Source organism: Streptomyces thermovulgaris, assembly GCF_002155915.1.
GTDB lineage: Bacteria > Actinomycetota > Actinomycetes > Streptomycetales > Streptomycetaceae > Streptomyces > Streptomyces thermovulgaris.
Map to the genome: position 1 here is coordinate 28,391 of NZ_MUME01000012.1, position 19,919 is coordinate 48,309.

The following is a 19,919-nucleotide window of genomic DNA, read 5'->3' on the forward strand; positions in this document are numbered from 1 at the left end:
GTCCTTGCCGGACAGGCCCGGCCGGACCGCGGATTCGATCCTACGCATGGTGCTGAGCCCGGGTGATCAAGAAGCTGCGGGAGCGTCGGTGCTGTTGTGCACGACGGCGGTTTCGGCCTGTCCGATGCCGTCACCGTCGGCGATGCGGGCTCTGGGCAGAATGAAAGCCGTGGCCAATGCCCCGGCGACTGCGACACCGACGGCGATGATCAAGGTGGGGGCAAACCCGTCGACGAAGGACTGCTGGGCGGCCTCCAGCACCCGTCGGCCGGTATCACCGCCCAGCTGCTGGGCGACGACGGATGCTCCCGCCAACGACTCGCGTACCGCCTCTCCGGCCTCACCGGGCAGCTGCGCCGTCTTCGGAAGATCGTCGCGGTAGAACGTGGCGATCACGCTGCCGCTGACGGCGATACCAAGCGCACCGCCGACCTGCATCCCCACGTCCGCCACAGCGGAGCCTGCACCTGCCTGGCGGGCGGCGGAGACCATCAGGATGGCGTCGACGGCGGCCGGCAGGGCGATGCCCATGCCGAAACCGAACACGGCCAGCCCCCACAGCGCCTGGGCCTCGTCCTCGACCTGCAGGCCCGCCAGAACTCCCAGACCGGCGGCGCACAGCAGCAGACCGAACACGACCGTACTCTTCAGCCCGGTGCGCTCCACCAGCTTCGCGGAGAGGGGGGCGCCGATCATCATGGTGCCGATGGCGAGCATGCGCACGCCCGCGCCCAGTGGGTCGAGCTCGAGCACCGACTGCAGGTACTGGGTGAGCAGATACAGGCCGCTGTAGAGACCGAAGGAGGTGCAGGCGATCGCCAGGGCCCCGCCACCGTAACGCGAGTTGAGGAGCAGACCGACGTCGAGCATCGGGTAGGTGGTGCGTCGCTCCCACACCAGGAAGGCGACCATCAGGCCCACACCCACGAAGAGCGAACCGAGCGTGATGATGTCGCTCCATCCGTTGTGCGGGGCCTCGACCAGGCCGTAGACGATGGCCACGAGGCCGGCCACCGACAGCAGGGCTCCCACAAGGTCCAGGCCGGGGTGACCGGCAGCCTTGGACTCGGGGATCAGTCTGGCGCCGCCGATCAGAGCGACGGCGGCCAGCGGCACGTTGATGATGAACATCGAGCCCCACCAGAAGTGTTCCAGCAGCAAGCCGCTGACCAGCGGCCCGAGCGGAACGCCGATGGCCGCCGCACCCGACCAGATGCCGATCGCCTTGCCCTGCTCCTCGGGCGGGAAGACGTCCTTGATGATGGCGAGGGTCGCGGGCATCATCAGTGCCGCCGAGACACCCATCAGAGCCCGGAAAACGATCAGCAGCTCGGCGTTGGACGCGAATGCCGCACCCAGGCTGGTCAGCGCAAAGGCCGCCAGACCGATGGACAGCAGCCGTTTGCGGCCAAAACGGTCGGACAGACCACCGGCCATGAGCAACAGCCCGCCGAAGGCCAGCGCGTAGGAGTCGACCGTCCACTGCAGCTGGCTGCTGGTGGCGTTCAGATCTTTCTGGATGCTGGGCAGGGCAAGGTTCAGGATCAAGGTGTCCAAGCCGATCAGCACCAGGCTCAGACACAGGATGCTCAGGATCTGCCATCGTCGGGGATGGCCGGCGGAGTTGTTCACTCACATACTCCTCAAACGCGTCATGTCGACGCCCGGACAGGGCTTTCCGGAGGCCGACCGTGACTGCGGGGGATGTGAGGCAGGCCGGCCTCCGACCACCCCCACATTAAGCAGCACCTCCTGATATCAACAGCGATCGCTGTTAATATCGGCCGAGTTTGTGCGCCAGATTCAGCCATCTGACCGATCTCTCCACAACCACCCTTCCCGGCCGGGAAACCGCCCCCACGAGGTGCACACATCTCGAGCAAGGCCCGCACGGGCACTCGCCTCACCCATTCGGGTGTCACCGTGTCGAGCTCTCCGCGTGCACCAGTCACATATGGCAACACCCCTGCTCAGCCCGCCTCTCAACACTTCAAACCCATCGAGGACCACACACCCCGGGACGGACTGCAGAGTTGGCGTAAAACGCCCCCCGCAAGCAGAGAAACCCTCGAACACTTAGACCGTCATCGATACATTTGGCGAGAAGCAGCACGGGGGCCTGCACAAAAGGCCCTACAACGGGGTATTCAGGGGGACTGGAGCACATGCGTACATCCGGCAGGCGAACACATACAGCCACGCCCTCGCCGGCACGGCGATAGGGGCCTGCTCCTCGTCTCACATCCGGGGTCCGTGCGTGGCGGCACGGTCCTGACATCACCTCAGAACACACCTGATGCATGCGCGGTATGACGCGTCGGCACGCTGTCTGCTGCGCTCACGAGGCTGGGGCCGCCGCTGGCGACGGCTGGTTCCAGCCCCTTCCCGAAATCCTCGAAAGGGAAAGCGATGTCAGTCTCTGCTCAGCCACGCCTGGCCCTGGTGGGCGACCGCGGCAACCATAACGAGCCGTCCCATCCGAAGATCGACGCGATGCGTGAGCAGTGGGATCTGGCCACTGAATGGGTTCCGACCACCGACATCCACGACGCCTCCCCGCTGGAGAGCTTCGACGGCATCTGGGTGGTGCCCGGAGCACCGTACGTCAACCAGAGGGGCGTGCACATCGCCGTGCGGCACGCACGTGAGAACCGGGTGCCGTTCCTGGGCACCTGCGGCGGCTTCTTCAGCGCCCTGATCGAATATGCACAGAACGTGCTGCACCTGCCCGAGGCGGAAGGTGCGGACGAGAATCCCGAGAAGCTGATGCCCCTGGTCACGCCGCTGAAGTGCTCCTTCCGCGGCGAAAAGGCACCCTTGAGAGTCAAAGAGGGCTCCCGTCTCGCCGCACTCTACGGCACAACCGAGGTGGAAGAGATCTTCCACTGCGACTACGGGCTGTCCGACGCCTTCATGAGCGCCGCCAACCAGGGCGCCCTGCAGATCAATGCCTGGGACGTCGACGGTGCACCCCGTGCCCTGGAGCTCATCGGCCATCCGTTCTTCATAGGCAGCCTCTTCCAGCCCGAGCTGTCCTCCGCACCGGGCGCCGAGCACAAGATCCTCAACGCGTTCCTGTCGGCCGTACGCACCAAGGCAGGTGCCGTACCGACGTCGACGGGCTGACGACCCCAACCCCTCTGCGGCCTTGTGAGACCGTGCGTCGTGTGTGCGCACGGCCCGGGCATCGCCGTGCCCACCTCGTCCCGCACCGTGCGGAAGGATCCCAGCTCGCCATGAAGTCCGACCAGTACGGCCTCTCCCGGCGCGGTTTCGTCCGCGGCAGCGTCATCGGCGGTGCCAGTCTCGGTGCCCCCGCTCTGCTTCCGGTGCTCTCGACGCATGCCGCCGACGGTCCCGCGGCAGCGGACGCGACGGCTTCCAGCGGCGCTCCACGGGCAGCTTTCACCGATCACTCCGCCGCCCTGAGCCCGGACAGGACCGTCGCCACGGCATGCCAGTTCTGCAACTCCAACTGCCGCCTCCATGTCGACCTCAAGGCCGGCCGCATCCTCGCTGTGCGCGGCGAGGACAAGGACCCCGTGCAACAGGGTCAGGTCTGCGTCAAGGCGGAGCTGATGCCCCAGCTGGTCTACAACGCGGAACGACTGACCCGGCCTCTGCGTCGCGTCTCCGGCGCAAAGGGGTCGCCCAGCTCAAAGTTCGAGGCCATCAGCTGGGACGAGGCCCTGCGCACCATCGCCGGAAAGCTGCTGGCCCTGCGCGACGCCGGCCAGGCGCACACCATCGCCAACCGGACCACAGGCCGTCTGCCCCGCGGCACCGGATCGCTGGTGGCCCGTCTGTTCGCGATGCTGGGCAGCCCCAACAACACCGATGTCGGCCCGGTCTGCAACGACGCGGGGGGCAACGCCCTGGCGGCAACCTTCGGTCTGGGCACCTTCACCAACGGCTACGGCATCGACGGTGCCACCGGCAGGGACGACCTGGGCTCGGCTCGCCACTACCTGCTCCTGGGCACCAACCAGGCCGAGACCCACCCGGTGACCTTCGACTACCTGCTGCGCAGCCGTAAGAGAACCAAGGCCACCCTGACCGTGGTCGACCCGCGTCTGACCCCGACCGGAGCGGTGGCCGACCGGTGGGTGGCACCCAAGCCGCACACCGACTTCGCGCTGCTGCTGGCCATGCTCCACCACATCGTGGAGGAAGGCCTGTACGACAAGGCGTTCGTCGAACGGTGGGTGGTCGGCTTCGACGAGCTGCGCGCACACCTGAGGAAGCGCCGGTACACCCCCACATGGGCGGCGAAGGTGACCGGTCTCGATGCCGCCACCATCAGGGAGATGGCCGAGGAGTACGCGACGGCGAAACCAGCAGCAATCTTCTGCAACGCAGGCATCTCCCACCAGCTCGGCGCGTTCGACACCTACCGGGTGGCAGCGTTCCTGGCGGCGGTGACCGGCAACATCGGCCGGCCGGGCGGTGGCTGCAACTTCATGCACAACACCTGGCCCGGCGACCTGCACCTGCCGCCACTGAAGGCCGAGGTGCCCGAGCGGCGCGAGGCACTGCCGGTCGGTCCGGACTACTTCGCCGAATCTATCCTGACCGGCAGGCCGTACCGGCTGCGCGCGGTGATCACGCAGGGCAACCCGCTGGTGTCCTCCGCCAACACCACCAAGGTGAAGAAGGCGTTCGAGCAGCTCGACTTCTACGTCTACACAGGTCTGTTCATGGAGGAGGCCGCGTACTACGCCGACATCATCCTGCCGGTGTGCAGCGGGCTGGAGATGGAGGGCGTCTACATGCGCCGCGACGACCGGGCCATCCGCTGGCAGGAGCAGGTTGTGGACCGGGTGGGTGAGTCCCGGCCGGACTGGGAGATCTGGATCGGCCTGGCGCACGCCCTGGCGGAGCTGGACACCCGCCGCCCCGCCGTCGAGTGGCGCGAGGCGTTTCCGAAACGCTGGATGGACTACAAGGAGTTGTGGGACGACTTCGTCGCCCACACCCCCGGCATGGGCGGCATGACCCGCACCCGGATGCGGAAACGCGCCGAGCCGCTGCGCTGGCCGTGCCCCACGCCCGAACACCCCGGGGTCAGCACCCTGTATCTGGACCACCCCAGCTGGTACGAGGCAGCGGAGTCGCTGGACCCGGCCCACCGGGGCAAACGCTTCCTCACTCCAAGCGGCAAGGTCGAGTTCTTCACCCCGGAACTGGAGAAGAAGCTGGCCGTCACCGGGCACAGCGCCCTGCCGGTCTTCTACACGCATCCCGAGGTCACGGGGAGAAACCCCACTCTTGCCTACAGCCGTACGTTCGTCACCAATCCCGTCAACCCCCAGGCCGTCACCCACCCGGTGCGCCTGGGGGTGCCCGGCGACGACGCGGTGCACCGCGCCTTCCCCCTCATGGGCATGACCGGTCGGCCCAGTGCCGTGCACTTCGCCGAGGTCACCCACTGGACGCCCACCGGAAAACAGCTCAACGGCATCCGCTTCATCCAGATTCACCCCGACACCGCCCGCCGTGCCGGCATCCGCGACGGCGACGACGTCCGCGTCGAGAGCCCGCGCGGCTCGGTGACGGGCACCGCACTGCTGTGGAAGGGAATCAGGCCGGACACCGTGTTCGTCCCCAATACCTTCGGACCCGCCCAGAAGGTCGGTGACCTCTTCGACGACCCCCGCTACGAGGCGGCCAACACCCTTCTCGACGACCGCTACTACGACAACCTCTCCGGCCAGCAGGCCTTCAAGTGCTTCGCCTGCCGGGTCGTCAAGGCCTGATCCGCCGCTCGAGCCCGGCACCATCCGTTCCCACCGCTGGAGGCAGCGCATGACCGCCGTATCCGACCCTCGTCTCGAGGCGGAGTCCGTCACCGTCAGGACATTGCCCGGCTTCGACGAAACCGTCCGCGTCCTGGGCTCCAAGAGCTACACCAACCGCTACCTGGCCATCGCCTCCCTGTCCGGGCAGGAAACGGTCATCGACAACGCGCTGCTGTCCGATGACACCGTCTACCTCGCTCGTGCCATCGAAGCGTTCGGCCACGTCACCTGTGACATCGACTGGTCGGCCGCCCGCATCCGGGTCACTCCCACGGGCAAGCCGATGCGTGCGCCGGACGAGGAGATTTTCGTCGGCGGCGCGGGCACCCCGTTGCGGTTCCTGATCTCCATGGCCGGGCACGCCGAGGGCACCACCGTCATCACCGGCAATGCCCGCATGCAGGAACGTCCCATGGGCGACCTGCTCAAGGCGCTGCCCGCACTCGGTGTGAACGCCACCGCGGTGCGCGGCAACGGCAGCCCGCCCATCCGCGTGGTCGGCGGCTCCTTCAAGGGCGGCTCCACCTCCATCAGCGGCGCCGTCTCCAGCCAGTTCACCTCCAGCCTCATCATCAACGCGCTGCGCGCCCAGACCGACACCGAGATCGTCATCAGTGACGAGCTGATCTCCAAGCCGTACGTGGACATGACCCTCGCCGCGCTGAAGGAGATGGGCGTGCGCGTCGACCGCGACGGCTACCGGCGCTTCACCGTCCCGGCCGGACAGCAGGCCCGCGGAGGCCGGGTCACCGTGGAGCCGGACGCCTCGGGCATGTCCTACTTCCTGGCTGCCGCCGCCATCCTCCAGTCGCGGGTCGTCATCCCCGGCATCGGTGCCGACTCCCACCAGGGCGACGTCCACCTGGTGGAGGCACTGGAGCGGATGGGCTGCCGCACCGAGGTCACCGACGACTCCGTCACCCTGACCGGCGGGCCGCTGCGCGGCATCGACATCGACATGGAGGCCATGCCCGATGTCGTGCCCTCCCTGGCGATCGTCGCCGCCTACGCCGAGGGCACCACCCGCATCACCAACATCGCCTCCCTGCGGGTGAAGGAGTGCGACCGCATCGCCGCCGTCACCACCGAACTGCGCAAGATGGGCATCGAGGTGGAGGAACACGCCGACGCCATGTACATCACCGGCGGCACCCCGCACGGCGCGGTCATCGACACCTACGACGACCACCGCATCGCCATGGCCTTCGCCATCGGCGGCCTGCGCACCGAGGGCGTGGTCATCAAGGATCCCGGTTGCGTCGCCAAGTCCTTCCCCACCTTCTGGCAGACCCTCGACACCCTCCACCCCACCCTGGAGAGCACCGTATGAGCGCATCCGAGACGGCATCCACCGGCCCGGGCATCCTGCTGGTGCTCGACGGCTGGGGCCGGGCTCCCGCGGCCGACGACAACGCCCTGGCCCTGGCGCACACCCCGGTCCTGGACGAGCTCGTCACCCGGTTCCCGAGTACGCTGGCCGACGCCTCCGGCGAAGCGGTCGGCCTGCTCGCGGGCACGGTCGGCAACTCCGAGATCGGCCACATGGTCATCGGTGCCGGACGCCCCCTGCCCTACGACAGCCTGCTGGTCCAGCGGGCCATCGACAACGGCACGCTGCGCACCCACCCCCGGCTGAGCGCCGTCCTGGACAGGACGGCTGCCGCAGGGCGCGCCCTGCACCTGATCGGGCTGTGCTCGGACGGACAGATCCACGCCCATGTCGAGCACCTGGGTGATCTGCTGACCGCCGCGGCCACCCACCAGGTGAAGCGGGTGTTCATCCATGCCATCACCGACGGGCGGGACGTGGCCGACCACACCGCCCCGGCCTATCTGGCGCGGGTGGCCGAGCTCGCCGACCGCGCCGGAACGGGACGGCTCGCCACCCTCATCGGCCGCGGTTACGCCATGGACAAGGCGGGAAACCTCGACCTCACCGAACAGGCGGTCGCCCTGGTCGCCGACGGCCGCGGTATGCCCGCCGACAGCCTCGACCAGGCGGTGGCCGCCTCCGGGCGCGGCGACGAGTGGGTGCCCGCGAGCGTGCTCACCACCGCCGGAAGCACGGCCATCGCCGACGGTGACGCGGTGGTGTGGTTCAACTTCCGCAGCGACCGCATCCAGCAGTTCGCCGACCGTCTGTACGAACACCTGGTAGCCACCGGACGCTCGGTGGACATGCTCAGCCTTGCCCAGTACGACACCCGCGCTGCCATACCCGCTCTGGTGGAGCGGGCGGACGCCTCCGGTGGCCTGGCCGACGAACTCGCCGCGGCCGGACTGCGCAGTGTCCGCATCGCCGAGGCCGAGAAGTTCGAGCACGTCACCTACTACATCAACGGCCGTGACACCTCAGTGCGCGCTGTCGAGGAACACGTACGGATCACGGGCGAGGGCAAACCCGACTACATCGCGCGTCCGCAGATGAACCTCGACCGTGTCACCGCGGCCGTCCTCCAGGCCGCCGGCCGCGCGGACGTCGATCTGGTCGTCGCCAACCTGGCCAACATCGACGTGGTCGCGCACACCGGTCATCTGGCCGCCACCATCACCGCCTGCGAAGCGACCGACGCCGCGGTGGGACGGATCCTCGACGCGGCCCGCGACAACGGCCGGTGGGTGCTGGCCGTCGGCGACCACGGCAACGCCGAGAAGATGACCAAGCGGGCCCCGGACGGCACCGCCCGCCCTTACGGCGGGCACACCACCAACCCGGTGCCCCTGGTGATCGTCCCCGCGCAGGAAAGCCAGCCGGTGCCGTCGCTGCCGGAACAGGCCACGCTCGCCGATGTCGCTCCCACCGTCCTGCGTCTTCTGGGGCACAAGCCCGGATCCGCCATGACAGGAAGGCCCCTGCTGTGAGCCCGCTCGCCCTTCCTCCCGTCCAGGCCGCAGGGCACCGGACACCCTGCCCGACCAGATGCCCGGCCAGGCCTCACCTCGTGACGGCCCTCGCCGAGGACGCCGCCGTCCATCCGCTGGACGCCGGCATCGAGGCCAGGCTGTGTGAGCCCGCCGACTGCTTCGCACAGCCCTGGGCCCGTACATCCCGTCCGCAGACGAGGCCCGCATCACCCTCCATGGCCTGCTGCCCGAACCGCTGGAAGCACCTGATGCTTCATCAGCGGGTCCCCGCACACCGGTCACACCGCCGATGGGATGTGCGTCCCCTCTCGCGGCGTCCGGTCATGTCCGGTTCACCGCTCCCCCGCCAAGGGAAATCCCGGAGCCCGGACCACTGAACCCGGTTCCTCACTCCGGCACACCGGCGTCGAAGAGCCGCCGCCCATCTGCGTCAGATCCACCGCAGCCTGCGCGGGCAGCCCCTCAGGGCACTGCTGTCTCGCGTCCACCTCAGGGCACCGCCAACCCCGAAGGATCTGCCATGGAAGTACTCGTATGCGTCGTGCTGCTCACCCTGGCCACCGCCGGGCGTCCCGACGGCGTTCCCCGTCTCACCGCTGTCGTCAGTATCGGCGCCTTCCGCGGAGGGCCGGCACCGGCCGCTCAGGTGTCCGCCGGTGCCGGCTCCGGCACGGCGCGCACTGGTCCGTCCCGCACACTGCAGGACTTCGCGACCGCCTGGCGGACATTCCTCCAGTCGTCGCCCCCGTGACCTTCCAGGACTCAGGGACACCCCACTCACCTCATCACACATGCCGCGATCACGCACGACGAAAGAAGGGCCCCCAGTGGTGTTCAGCAAGAAGCGCCGTCTCGTGTGTCTTGCCTCAACGGCTTTGATGGTCATGTCCCTCGCGACGGCGTGCGCGGACAAGAAGGGCGGAGCAACAGGTGCTCTCCAGGTCAGCGGGTCGACCACGGTAGCACCCGTGGCCGCGGATGCGGCCCAGGCACTCAAGGCCGAGGGGCTCGACATCACCGTGGCCACCCAGGGCGGGTCCGCCGGCGGCATCTCTCAGCTCGCAGCGGGCCAGATCAACATCGCTATGACCTCCAAGCCGTTGGCCGACGAGGACAAGGCCGCCCACCCCGGCACGGACTTCCACCCCATTCAGATCGGTGCGGACGCCGTCGGTGTCATCGTCACCAAGCAGGTCGCCGACGGCGGCGTGAAGAACCTCACCGCGGCGCAAGTACGCCGCCTGTTCGAGGGGAAGATCACCAACTGGTCCGAGCTCGGCGGCCCGAACCTCAAGGTCTTCGTGTACGACAAGGAACCCGGGCGTGGTACGCGGGAGGTGCTCGACAAGTACCTCTACGGGGAGGAGGAGCCTCCGCCGCCGCCCAAGTCGGGCAACTTCGCCATCGTCGGCGGCAATCTCGAGACCCGCAACAAGCTGAAGTCGACCCCCGGCGCTGTGGCACCGCTGTCCACCAGCTTCATCGAAGGACACAACGATCTGCAAGCGGTAACGCTGGACGGCGTCGCACCGACCGCCGAGAACATCGCCTCCGGCAAGTACCCCATGTCCAGGCCGCTTTACTTCCTGACCGACGGTGAGCCGAAAGGAAATGCCAAGAAGTTCATCGACTACGTCCTGTCCCCCAAGGGCCAGGCGCTGATGACCAAGCACGGCTACCTGACTCTCGAGCAGATCGGGAAGTAGCCGATGAGCACCAGCACACTGACCCGGCAACCGATCACGCCGGATCCGGACACACGCCCCCATCCGTCGAAGTGGATCTGGGGTTGGCTGTACGCCGGGGCCTCTTCCGTGGCAGCCCTGCTCCTGGTGCTTGTCGGGTACCTCGGTACAGGAGTCGGCAGTGGCGAGGTCGACTGGCCGACGCTGCTGACCGAATCCGCTTGGAGCCCGGCCAGTTCCGTTTACGGCGGCCTGGCGATGATCTACGGCACAGCCGTCGTCTGCGTCCTCGCCCTCGTCCTCGCCGTACCCGTCGGCTGGGCAGCCGCTGTCGCGCTGTCGGAGTATCTCCCGCCCCGCGTGGCCCGGCCGTTGCGCCTGTGCGTGGAATTGCTCGCCGCTGTGCCCTCCATCGTCTACGGTCTCATCGGCATCATCGTCATCCGCCCTGTCATCGCCCGGCTGGCCGACGTACCGGGCGGTGACAGTCTCGTCGCCGCCGGCATCGTCCTCGCCGTCATGATCACTCCAACGATCGTGGCCGTCAGTGTGGACGCGCTCGCCGCAGTGCCCGACCGCTACCGGGAAGCCGCCTTCTCCCTCGGTCTGACCCGTCGCGAAGTCATCCGCTCAGCCGTATTGCCGCTCGCACGGTCAGGCATGCGGGCAGCCGTTCTGCTCGGCATGGCCCGAGCGCTCGGCGAGGCCATCGCAGTCTTCCTGGTCGTGGGCAGAGCCGACGGGCGGCTCCCCACCAGCTTCGGCAGCTTCCTCGACTCGTTGGTCCATCCTGGCCAGACGCTGACGACGAAGCTGGCCGGGCCGGAACCCGTCCTGGCCGGCACCTCCGGCCCTCACTTCGCGGCTCTGTGCGGACTCGGTTTCATTCTGCTGGCGCTGGTGGCCGCGGCAACGTTCTGGGGCACGCGAGGTCAGAGGCACAGCACGACGGCCAAGCGCACCCCCCGGTACCGGGCCTCGCCCCGGATGCGTGCGCAACGAGATCAGCTCGCGAAGACACTGCGGCTGGGAGCCTTGTTGCTGCCCAGCGTCCTTCTCGTGGGTATGCTCGCTCTTCTGGTGACGCGAGGAAGCAATGCATTCCATCCGTCCTTCTGGTTCACCTCGGCAACAGGGGCGGCCGGTGGAGGTGTGCGCGACCAGATAGCCGGCACACTCCTGCTGGTCGTCACGACGGGCCTTCTCTCCCTGCCGCTCGGCTTCGGCGCCGGCATCCTGATCGGTGTCCACGCGTCCACCCGCACCGCACGGCTGCTCCAGACCCTGACGGTCGTTCTCGGAGGTGTGCCGACCATCCTGCTGGGACTGGCCGGGTTCGTCATTCTGTCCACCGCCATGGGATGGGGCAGGTCCTGGTTGGCAGGAGCCATTGTGCTCGTCCCCGTCGTCGTGCCTGTGATCGCGCTGTCCACCGCCGCCCGGGTCAGAAGTCTGCCGTCCGAATTGAAGGAAAGCGCGCTGTCGCTGGGTCTGACCCGTGCTCAGCTCATCCGGTCGGTCGTCGTACCCTACGCCTGGCCCGCCACGGTCACCGGCCTGCTCCTCGGTCTGGCCCGCGCGGCCGGCGAGACCGCTCCGCTGCTGTTCACCGCCACGGTCTTCTTCGGGGCTCCCACGCTGCCGAGCGGCATCGTCGAGTCTCCGGTGCAGGCACTGCCGACCCACATCTTCACCCTCTCCCAGGACTCGGGGGATCCCCAGGCGGTCGCCCAGGCATGGGGAAGCGCCATGGTCCTGGTCCTCATCACCGCGGTCCTCCTCAGCGCGGCGGTCGCGCTGCGCAACCGCTTCGAAGGAGAGCGATGGACAACATAATCACCGTGCGCCACCTCCGTGTGCACAGCCGTGACAAGACCCTGGTCGGTCCTGTCTCCTTCAGCCTCGAACCAGGGTCCACCACCGGCCTGTGCGGGCCGTCGGGCGCCGGCAAGTCCACCGTTCTGCGTGCTCTGGTGGACCTGCTTCCGAACGGGCTCACCAGAGACGGTGACCTGCAGGTGCTGGGACGGACGATCGCACCGGGCAAGGGAGACGCCAACCTGCGGGCCAAGGTGGTGCTCGTACCCCAGACACCCGTGGTTTTCGGCGGCAGCATCCTCGACAACGCGCTCTTCGGGCTGCGGCACGTCCTGCGGGCTCCTCGAAAGGTTCTGCGTGAGCGAGCGGAACAAGCGCTGCACGAGGCCGGGTTGTGGAAGGAGGTCTCCGACAGGCTCGATGCACCGGCCCATACCCTGTCCGTGGGACAACGGCAGCGGCTGTGTCTCGCGCGTGCACTGGCCCTGGAGCCGGCAGCGCTTCTCCTCGATGAGCCCACCAGCGCACTCGACGAACAGAGCCGGGACACAGTCGAGAAAACGATAGCAGCGCTGCACGGACGCCGCGCGGTCCTTCTGGTGTCCCACGACCCGGCCCAGGTGGAACGTCTGTGCGACACGATCATCCGTCTGGACCAACCCACGGCAACTTCCCCCACCGTCACGGTCTCCTGATCGCCACAAGCCCGGGAGGACACCCCTCAATACCCTGTTCTCCCGGTTCCTCCAGCCCTGCACCGCAGTGCCTCAGCCGCCATGGTGCGGGGCTGGAGTCTGCCCCCACGGCGCGCTCCGGCCTGTTGAACACCCACCTGACTGCGCCGATGCAGGATCTGCCCCAGCGCTGAGCGGACCCCTTCACTCAGGCGGCAGTAGACGAGGCGGCCCTCACGCCGGCTCTCGATCAGACCAGCGCAGCGCAGCCGCTTGAGGTGGTGGCTCACCGTCGCCTGCGACACCCCGACATCGGCCAACTCGTGCACGGCGACCTCGGCACTTCGACGTTCGGCCAGATGCATCAGCAACCGCAGGCGGACCGGGTCGGACAGCGCCTTGAACAGGGCGGCGATCTTCTCGGCGTCAGCAGCGGACAACGGCTCCTGCCCCAGCGGCGGGCAGCACTGCAAGGGCGTGGAGACATCGGCCACGGAGCGTGGAGTCAAATTAGACATGCCTCTATATTGACCCTTATCAAACCAGCTGGCAAGAGTGCCGCACACCCCGCCGCGAACGCCGCGAAGAAGATTCGACAAACTTCTATATTGACAGATATCAATCAAGGAGGCATGCTGATCCATATCGACAAACATCAACGACCCCACCGGTCCGGCCGCCGGCGCCGTCGTGCACGAAGGGACACGCATACGCTTGTCCTCGCTGCGGGGAGCACGGCTGCCCCAAGCTTGCTGTCCGCCCGGTCGGCATCAAGAGCCACGGCCACGCCCCCGCTTTTCTGGCCATGACCGGCTACGAGCAGGTCCGCTCCGCAGCGGCCGCCCTCACTGGCGACATGGACGCCGCCGACCGTATGGAACCGTCCCTGCCGGAAACCCGCATATGCGACGGCACGGACTGTTCGACACCCCGGCACCGCCGGGGCGGAGACGGGAAGGCTGCTGCGCCGTCCCAACCCTGCAGCCGATCCAGCTCGCTCTCGCCTCCGTCGGCCCCACCGCCTCCACAGGCAGTTGCTGTGACGCCTGACCGCGCCCGTCTCGGGATCGCCTCGATCCCGAGGATCCGTCCCTTCCGAAACCAGTAGGAGGAATGCCTCGTGTCCCGAATACAGCTCGCTCTGCGTGTCCCCGACCTACGCGCAGCCATCACCTTCTACAGCAAACTGTTCGGCGTCGAGCCGACCAAGCTCCGCGACGACTACGCCAACTTCGCCATCGCCGACCCCCCTCTCAAGCTCGTTCTCATCGAAGGAACAGCAGGCGAGGACACACGCCTGGACCACCTCGGCATCGAGGTGGCATCCACCCAGGAAGTGAAGGAGGCAGCTACTCGGCTCGCTCAGGCCGGGCTGGCCACCGCCGAGGAGAACGACACCACCTGCTGCTACGCACTCCAGGACAAGGTGTGGGTGCGCGGTCCCGGCCAGGAGCCATGGGAGGTGTATGTCGTCAAGGCAGACGCCGATACCCTCGCCAAGCAGCCGACCGGCTCCTGCTGCACCCCGGATGACACCGCCGTGCCCGAACAGCAGCCTGCGGCAGCGAACTGCTGTTGACCATCCGATGATTCGTTTCAATGCCTGACAGCGCGCGGATGCGGCCGACTTCGATCAACGACTGCATCCGCGCGCCACGGCAAAGAGGCCGACGGAACCCAAGGCGAAGCCGCCGACATCACCCAGGGCCCGGAAGCTCAGCACCAGTAAGTCGGCGTCCTTCGCTGCCTGGCAGAGCACTTCGACGGGACGGCCGAGCACACGCTCGATGATCACTCCGACACCGGCATGGCGCAGCCGCAGGCCTTCGGCAGATTCACCGAACAATTGCTTAATCCAATCCCGGTTGGTCTCCGTACCGGGGAACGGTACCTGCGCCAGAAGCTGCCGGACATGGAGGAACTTCAGCGGTACCCCGTACGGCTTGGCCTCGCGTGCGCCCATCCGGCAGCGGCCCGGCTCTTGGCTCTCGGACGAGCCGTCGAGGCCTACCGGTGACGGTGCGCGGCATGGTCTCCACCTCCTGCCGCAGTGCGGACAGACCCCGGTCACCCGCGCCTCGCCGGCTCTCCCACAATCCTCCGACAGGCCCGGCCAGGTGGGACCGAACGGCCCCAAGATGGTCCGAACGTCCTGATCCGCCCTGGCGGAGCCCCCTCGTCCCACGGGCCGCCCCCTTGGCCAGGCACCGAGTGCTGCGGGCCGATCGGTCTTCCTCTCCCGCGGACGGGTCCCTCGAAGCCGGGAGGGGAGGAAGAGTTCGGGCTGGTGAGCAGCGCAGGACCGGGCCGTGGGTGAGGCCGGGCCGCGGAACCGGGGAGAACGGCTGTCATGTCTCTGTCCTCCTCGGGCCCGTCCCCGCATTGGGGCCGACCGGCCCTGGTGGACCGGAGGTTCCGGTGGTGCACTGGTGTCAGCGGGTAGGACCATGGAAGACGCGGAGAAGCGGCCGGCAGCCGCGCACCGCGCAATCCGGATCCACGAGAAGCGGATGTCCTTCCCGCCTCGTCCTGTTGTCCTCGCCTCGCCCGGCAAGGCCGTCCACCGCGGTGATGCAGGGAGGCTTCCCGGCCCCCGCCGAGGTGCCGACGGTCCCGACCGGCTCCCGCCGTGTGGATGCGGCCGGGGTACGGGAAGTACGGACACTTGCGACGCTCTCCCCTCACCTCACCGCGGCTGCCTTCGGCATGCGGAGGAGGCGGACCGCACAGGCGCTCGGCCCGGCCGGGGAAGTCCGGGGCGGAGAGCATGCGCAGCAGCCCGCACCAGCCGGCGACGGGATGACACGCGCCGTCGTAACGATGGGGTGCAAGGCTCCGTTCAAGGACATCGTCGAGCGCAGGGTGCGGTGGAAGGTCGGTGCCCTTACGGTGCCGGAGGGCGACGGCCGGGTGAGCGGGGCGGTCTCCGAGGCCGATCTGCTGCCCGAGGAGGAATTCCGGGACGGCGACCGGGACCGGTTCACGCAGCCGCACCGGGCGACCGGCCTCGCCAAGGCCGGGGCTGTCTCCGCCGACGTCGCCCTCGTCGGGTGCGACGACGGCCGTGTGGCCGAGCCCAAGGACCTGGCGCGTGTGCGCCCGGCGCATGTGCGCCTCCTGGCCGGGGACGCCTGCGGGCCGGACCTGCCGGAGCGCGCGGGAGCCCTCGCCAGCGACCTCGTCGTCGCCGTCACCGGCCGCGACGAGGACAACCTCGTCATCGGCCTGCTCGCCAAGCGGAGGTTCGGGGTGGAACGAGTGGCCGCGCGCGTCAACGAGGCGGAGAACGCCTGGCTCTTCGACCAGCGGTGGGGCGTGGACGTGGCCGTGCCCGCGGCCACCCCGCTGCTCTCCCTCATCGAGGAGGCCACCGGTGCCACGGACACCGTGGCGCTGCTGCGGCTGGGCAGGGCGGGCGTCGAGGTCGTCGAGACCGCGATCACCGAACGGTCCCGGGCCGCGGGGCGCGCACTCGGCGAGATCGCCCTGCCCGCCGGCACCGTGGCCGCCACCGTCGTACGCGGCGGCCGGCCCGCGGTCCCCGGCCCCGGGCTGCGGCTGCTGCCCGGGGCCGGGCTTCTGCTCGTGTCGCACGAGGCGACCGAGCAGGAGATCCACGCGGTCTTCCGGTGAGCCGGGCCCGGCCCGGTCGGAAACCCCTGATCAGTGCCTCCCGGAGCGCACGGTCACGGCCGGACGGGCCGTCGAGGCCCACGGTGACGGCCGGTTGCATGGCGGCGGCCTCCGTCCCGTAAGAAGCTGAAGGGGGAATGCACGAGTCCGGCTGCGCGGATGGGCCGGGCGCCGCCTGCGTACTCGGCGCGACGAGTACTCCCGCCCCGGGGATTCCCGGCCCTCGCCACGGCGTATGCGGCCCCGTGAAGGAGTCGGAGCCGTGGCACGCAGCAGGAGAGGAGACGGGCACGGTGACGATTCCCCTCGTGGTGGGCGTCGACGGATCCGAGGCGAGCCTGGAGGCGGTCGACTGGGCCGCCGCCGAGGCGGTCCGGCACGGAGTCCCGCTCCGTCTTCTGCACGCGGCGGCCGGTGAGCCGGAAGCGTCCGGCGTGATCAGCGCTGCCTCGGAGCGTGCCGGAAAGAGCGCACCAGCGGTGCGGCTGTCCAGCGAGGTGTCGCACGAGGACGCGGTCTGCGCCCTCGTCGGCCATGGGCGCAACGCCTTCGCACTGGTGCTGGGGAACAGGGGACTCGGAGGTCTTCCCGGCATGCTCCTCGGCTCGGTCGGCCTCGCCGTGGCGGCACGCGCCGGCTGCCCGGTCGTGGTGGTCCGGGGTGCTCCGGAGCATCGCAACACCCGTTTCGGATGTGTCGTCGTGGGGGTCGAGGACGGGGAGGGCAGCGGCACAGCCGTGGACTTCGCACTGCGCGAGGCCCATGTGCGGCGCTGCCGGCTCGTGGCGCTGCACGCCTGGAGCCCACCGTCCGGTGCCTGTACGACACCGCAGGCCTCGTCGTGGCAGCTGGAGGCCCACCGGCGCCCGCCCGCCCAAGTGCTCGACGACGCTCTGCGCCGCCCTGCGGAAAAGTACCGTGACGCCGAGGTGAGCCGGCGGCTGGTCGAGAAGCCGGCACGTCCGGCCCTGCTGGAGGCCGCGTCGGCGGCGGATCTGCTGGTCGTGGGGGCCCGGCGACGACTTGACCACCCGGGCCTGCAGCTCGGCCTGATCAATCACGCACTGCTGCATCACGCACCGTGTCCCGTCGCTGTCGTCCCCCGGAGGTGACCGCGGCAGGACGTGGAGACGACGCAGAGCGCGGAGACGGAGTGTCGTCGGCCTCCAGGCCGGCCGCCGGTCCCGCAGGGCTCTTTCAGTCCTGTGGCGGGGCCGGCCGGACACGCCCTCCGGGACATGGCCGTCCTCGGCACGGCATCCGCCGGTTCGCCGGACCGCCCTCGCGAACCCGCACGGAGTCGGGGTGTCCCGGTGGGTGCGTTTCGGGGATCGTCCGTCCGGACGGCGATCCGTGCGGTGACCGAGACCACGCCGTCGACGCCCCGGCACAGCTGCTCGATGACGGGGACCGGACTCCTCTGCTCCACGGTGCCCGTGAGGGTGACCCGCCCCTCGCGCACTTCCGCGGTCACGTCCCGGGGATCGAGCCCCAGGGTGCGATGCAGAAGATCCTCGGTGATCTCCTCGCGAACGGCCTCGTCACGGCGGAGGAAGATCCGCAGCAGATCACCGCGGCTGACGATGCCCAGGAGCCGATCGGCTTCGCCGACCACGGGCAGCCGTTTGACCTCCTGGGTCTCCATGAGGCGGGCGGCCTCGGCCACGGTCCGCTCGGGCCGCGCGCACCGCGGGAGCGGACATCAGCTCCTCGGCCCGAGCCCCCTCGGCCCTGGCACGCTCCCACGCCTCGGGACGAGGAACGGGGATCCTGCCCGACGGGTCGGTCCGGTCGGCACCCTTGCGCAGCAGATCGGCCTCGGGCACCACGCCCACCGGACGGTCGAGCTCGTCCACCACGGGCACGGCGGTGACGTCGTTCTCCTCCAGCAGCCTGACGATCTCCTTGAGCGGTGTGTCGGGCCGTGCCCGGACGACGTCCCGGGACATGAGCTCCCCGACTGTTCGGTGGCGCATGGCGCCTCCCGGGGGCGGGACACCCGTCTCGCCGGCACGGGGCCGTCGCTTTGTGCGGCGGTGCGGCCCGCGGGGCAGGTCGGATACAGCACCATTCCGGGGAGAGGGCGGCGACCGCGCGAACCCGCCTCGGCGGCCGGCTCGTCATCGGGAGCCCGGCGGCCGGCGTGGCCGGACGCGAACGGCCGGCCGCGCGGTCACCGTGGCTCCGGCCGGCGGGCGGCGAGCCGTTCGCGCGCCTCGGTGCAGGTGTCCGCGCCGCTCTTTCCTGAGGCGTGGCGGCGGTCGAGGTCTGCTCCGGGGCTCCCGGTGCTCGCGGTCCTCCCGGCCGTGGCCGCGACCGGGGAGGTCCCCGGACGAGCCGCGCGTCAGGCGGATCACGGCCCGCACGACGAGGCCGATCAGCGCGATCCGCAGCAGGGGCACGAAGGCGATCCAGGCCAGCCGCCGTTCCGGTGCATCACGGTGTCCACCTGCGCTTGCGAGGTTCCAACGGCGCCTGCCCCTGTGTTCACGGTGAGCCCTGCGGGGCGGGGGACCCAAGGGCTCCTCGGTCCCGCCCCCGGACCGCCCGGCATCTCTTGCCGCCTGCCGGCAGGGGACGGCCTCTCCGCCGGCCGGACGGGTCCCGGCGCGGGGAGTGCGGGCGCCGACGAGCGTCGGACAAGGGGCCCGAAGTCCCGGCCGGAGCCCCGCGTACGGCAGTCCTTCCCGTGCCGTCGTCACGGAGCGAGGGAGAAGTAGTTCTCCTCCTCCTGGGCGAAGTGGAGGCGCAGCACGGTGTTCAGGCCGTAGAGGCACGAGCGCAGGTCGTCGAGCTGGTCGGGGGAGAGACCTCCGCTCTCGTGGGCCAGTTGCACATGGGTGGCGACACGGCGGGAGAGGCGTTCGATCTCGGTGTGGGCACGGCTCATGGTGGCGGTCGCCTCGGGGCCGCCGAGTACCGGCGCGAGCGCGGGGTAGAGCTCGTGCTCCTCGGCGTGCTCGTGCGGCAGCAGCCGTTCGGTCAGCAGCCGGTGGGTCTCCTCGACGGCCGCCAGGGCCTCGGGGCCGGGGCCGTCGGAGAGGCGGTCGGCGGCGTCGCGTACGGATTCGAGGACGTCCTGGAGGTCGTCGTGCTCGGCGGCGAAGCGGTGGATGAGGGCTTCGGCGTCGGGGGTGAGGGCCGGCCGTACTGCCTGGTCGACGCGCAGGGCGCGCAGGGCGTTGACGATGACGGCGACGTCGATGCCCTCCTGGAGCAGGGCGCCGACGGCGGGCGGGAGGAGACCGGCGGCGGCCGCGGCCATGGCGGCCAGCGACATCAGCATGCCGCCGAGAGCGCTCTGGACGGCGATGCGCCGGGCGCGCTGGGCGATGATCACGGCGTCGGCGAGGCGGTCGACGCGGTCGCTGGTCAGGACGATGTCGGCGGCCTCGGAGGAGGCGGTGGAGCCGTGGGCGCCCATGGCGACGCCGACGTCGGCGGCG

15 protein-coding genes and 1 pseudogene are annotated in these 19,919 nt (G+C 69.4%); 11 read left to right on the plus strand and 5 right to left on the minus strand.

All coding sequences use genetic code 11. The annotated features are described in order from the left end of the window. Positions 1 to 66: 66 nt before the first annotated feature. Entirely contained in the window at positions 67 to 1,632 is a 1,566-nt protein-coding gene (locus CCN35_RS01425) for an MFS transporter (RefSeq protein ID WP_067389681.1), read from the minus strand. A gap of 777 nt (positions 1,633 to 2,409) precedes the next feature. Here CCN35_RS01425 and CCN35_RS01430 point away from each other — a divergent pair. From CCN35_RS01430 to CCN35_RS01465, 8 genes are all read left to right on the plus strand, one after another. Then, entirely contained in the window at positions 2,410 to 3,126 is a 717-nt protein-coding gene (locus CCN35_RS01430) for a glutamine amidotransferase-related protein (RefSeq protein WP_067389678.1), read from the plus strand. A gap of 110 nt (positions 3,127 to 3,236) precedes the next feature. Continuing rightward, positions 3,237 to 5,756 carry a molybdopterin-containing oxidoreductase family protein gene (locus CCN35_RS01435; RefSeq protein ID WP_169721323.1) on the plus strand — a complete coding sequence of 840 codons (2,520 nt, stop codon included), beginning with the start codon at positions 3,237 to 3,239 and terminating at the stop codon, positions 5,754 to 5,756. A gap of 49 nt (positions 5,757 to 5,805) precedes the next feature. Then, entirely contained in the window at positions 5,806 to 7,128 is a 1,323-nt protein-coding gene (gene aroA, locus CCN35_RS01440) for a 3-phosphoshikimate 1-carboxyvinyltransferase (protein WP_067389672.1), read from the plus strand. Continuing rightward, positions 7,125 to 8,660 carry a 2,3-bisphosphoglycerate-independent phosphoglycerate mutase gene (gene gpmI, locus CCN35_RS01445; protein ID WP_086791297.1) on the plus strand — a complete coding sequence of 512 codons (1,536 nt, stop codon included), beginning with the start codon at positions 7,125 to 7,127 and terminating at the stop codon, positions 8,658 to 8,660. Before aroA ends, gpmI begins: the two co-directional genes overlap by 4 nt. A gap of 523 nt (positions 8,661 to 9,183) precedes the next feature. Further along, entirely contained in the window at positions 9,184 to 9,414 is a 231-nt protein-coding gene (locus CCN35_RS01450; protein ID WP_067389666.1) for a hypothetical protein, read from the plus strand. Positions 9,415 to 9,547: 133 nt separating this feature from the next. Then, positions 9,548 to 10,369 (plus strand): phosphate ABC transporter substrate-binding protein, encoded by an 822-nt coding sequence (locus CCN35_RS01455; protein ID WP_281254781.1) that lies wholly within the window; start codon positions 9,548 to 9,550, stop codon positions 10,367 to 10,369. A gap of 3 nt (positions 10,370 to 10,372) precedes the next feature. Next, a complete protein-coding gene (pstC, locus tag CCN35_RS01460) occupies positions 10,373 to 12,184 on the plus strand; it encodes a phosphate ABC transporter permease subunit PstC (protein ID WP_086791299.1) in 1,812 nt (603 codons plus the stop codon). Further along, positions 12,172 to 12,861, plus strand: a complete 690-nt coding sequence (locus tag CCN35_RS01465) for an ATP-binding cassette domain-containing protein (RefSeq protein WP_067389660.1) — start codon at positions 12,172 to 12,174, stop codon at positions 12,859 to 12,861. Before pstC ends, CCN35_RS01465 begins: the two co-directional genes overlap by 13 nt. 26 nt (positions 12,862 to 12,887) lie before the next feature. Here the strand turns inward: CCN35_RS01465 and CCN35_RS30145 are convergent, their stop codons facing one another. After that, positions 12,888 to 13,484, minus strand: coding sequence for an ArsR/SmtB family transcription factor (locus CCN35_RS30145; RefSeq protein ID WP_425444272.1), 597 nt, complete (start codon positions 13,482 to 13,484; stop codon positions 12,888 to 12,890). Between the two features lie 476 nt (positions 13,485 to 13,960). Here CCN35_RS30145 and CCN35_RS01475 point away from each other — a divergent pair, with 476 nt between their 5' ends. After that, positions 13,961 to 14,419, plus strand: coding sequence for an ArsI/CadI family heavy metal resistance metalloenzyme (locus CCN35_RS01475; protein ID WP_067389657.1), 459 nt, complete (start codon positions 13,961 to 13,963; stop codon positions 14,417 to 14,419). A 54-nt stretch (positions 14,420 to 14,473) separates the two neighbouring features. Here CCN35_RS01475 and CCN35_RS29910 read toward each other — a convergent pair whose 3' ends face one another. Further along, positions 14,474 to 15,289: a universal stress protein gene (locus tag CCN35_RS29910; RefSeq protein ID WP_086791301.1), complete on the minus strand. Its 816-nt coding sequence runs from the start codon at positions 15,287 to 15,289 to the stop codon at positions 14,474 to 14,476. Positions 15,290 to 15,660: 371 nt separating this feature from the next. On the opposite strand from CCN35_RS29910, the gene CCN35_RS01485 reads away from it, so the two are divergent. Together CCN35_RS01485 and CCN35_RS01490 are read left to right on the plus strand one after the other, a co-directional pair. Further along, entirely contained in the window at positions 15,661 to 16,473 is an 813-nt protein-coding gene (locus CCN35_RS01485; RefSeq protein WP_245862976.1) for a potassium channel family protein, read from the plus strand. Between the two features lie 293 nt (positions 16,474 to 16,766). Further along, a complete protein-coding gene (locus CCN35_RS01490) occupies positions 16,767 to 17,585 on the plus strand; it encodes a universal stress protein (protein WP_086791303.1) in 819 nt (272 codons plus the stop codon). A gap of 203 nt (positions 17,586 to 17,788) precedes the next feature. On the opposite strand, the pseudogene CCN35_RS01495 reads toward CCN35_RS01490, so the two are convergent. Beyond that, positions 17,789 to 18,449: pseudogene (locus tag CCN35_RS01495) on the minus strand (CBS domain-containing protein); the annotation flags it as partial. A gap of 722 nt (positions 18,450 to 19,171) precedes the next feature. Beyond that, positions 19,172 to 19,919 (minus strand): hemerythrin domain-containing protein (locus CCN35_RS01500; protein WP_143631349.1); only part of this gene is annotated, 748 nt, incomplete at its 5' end.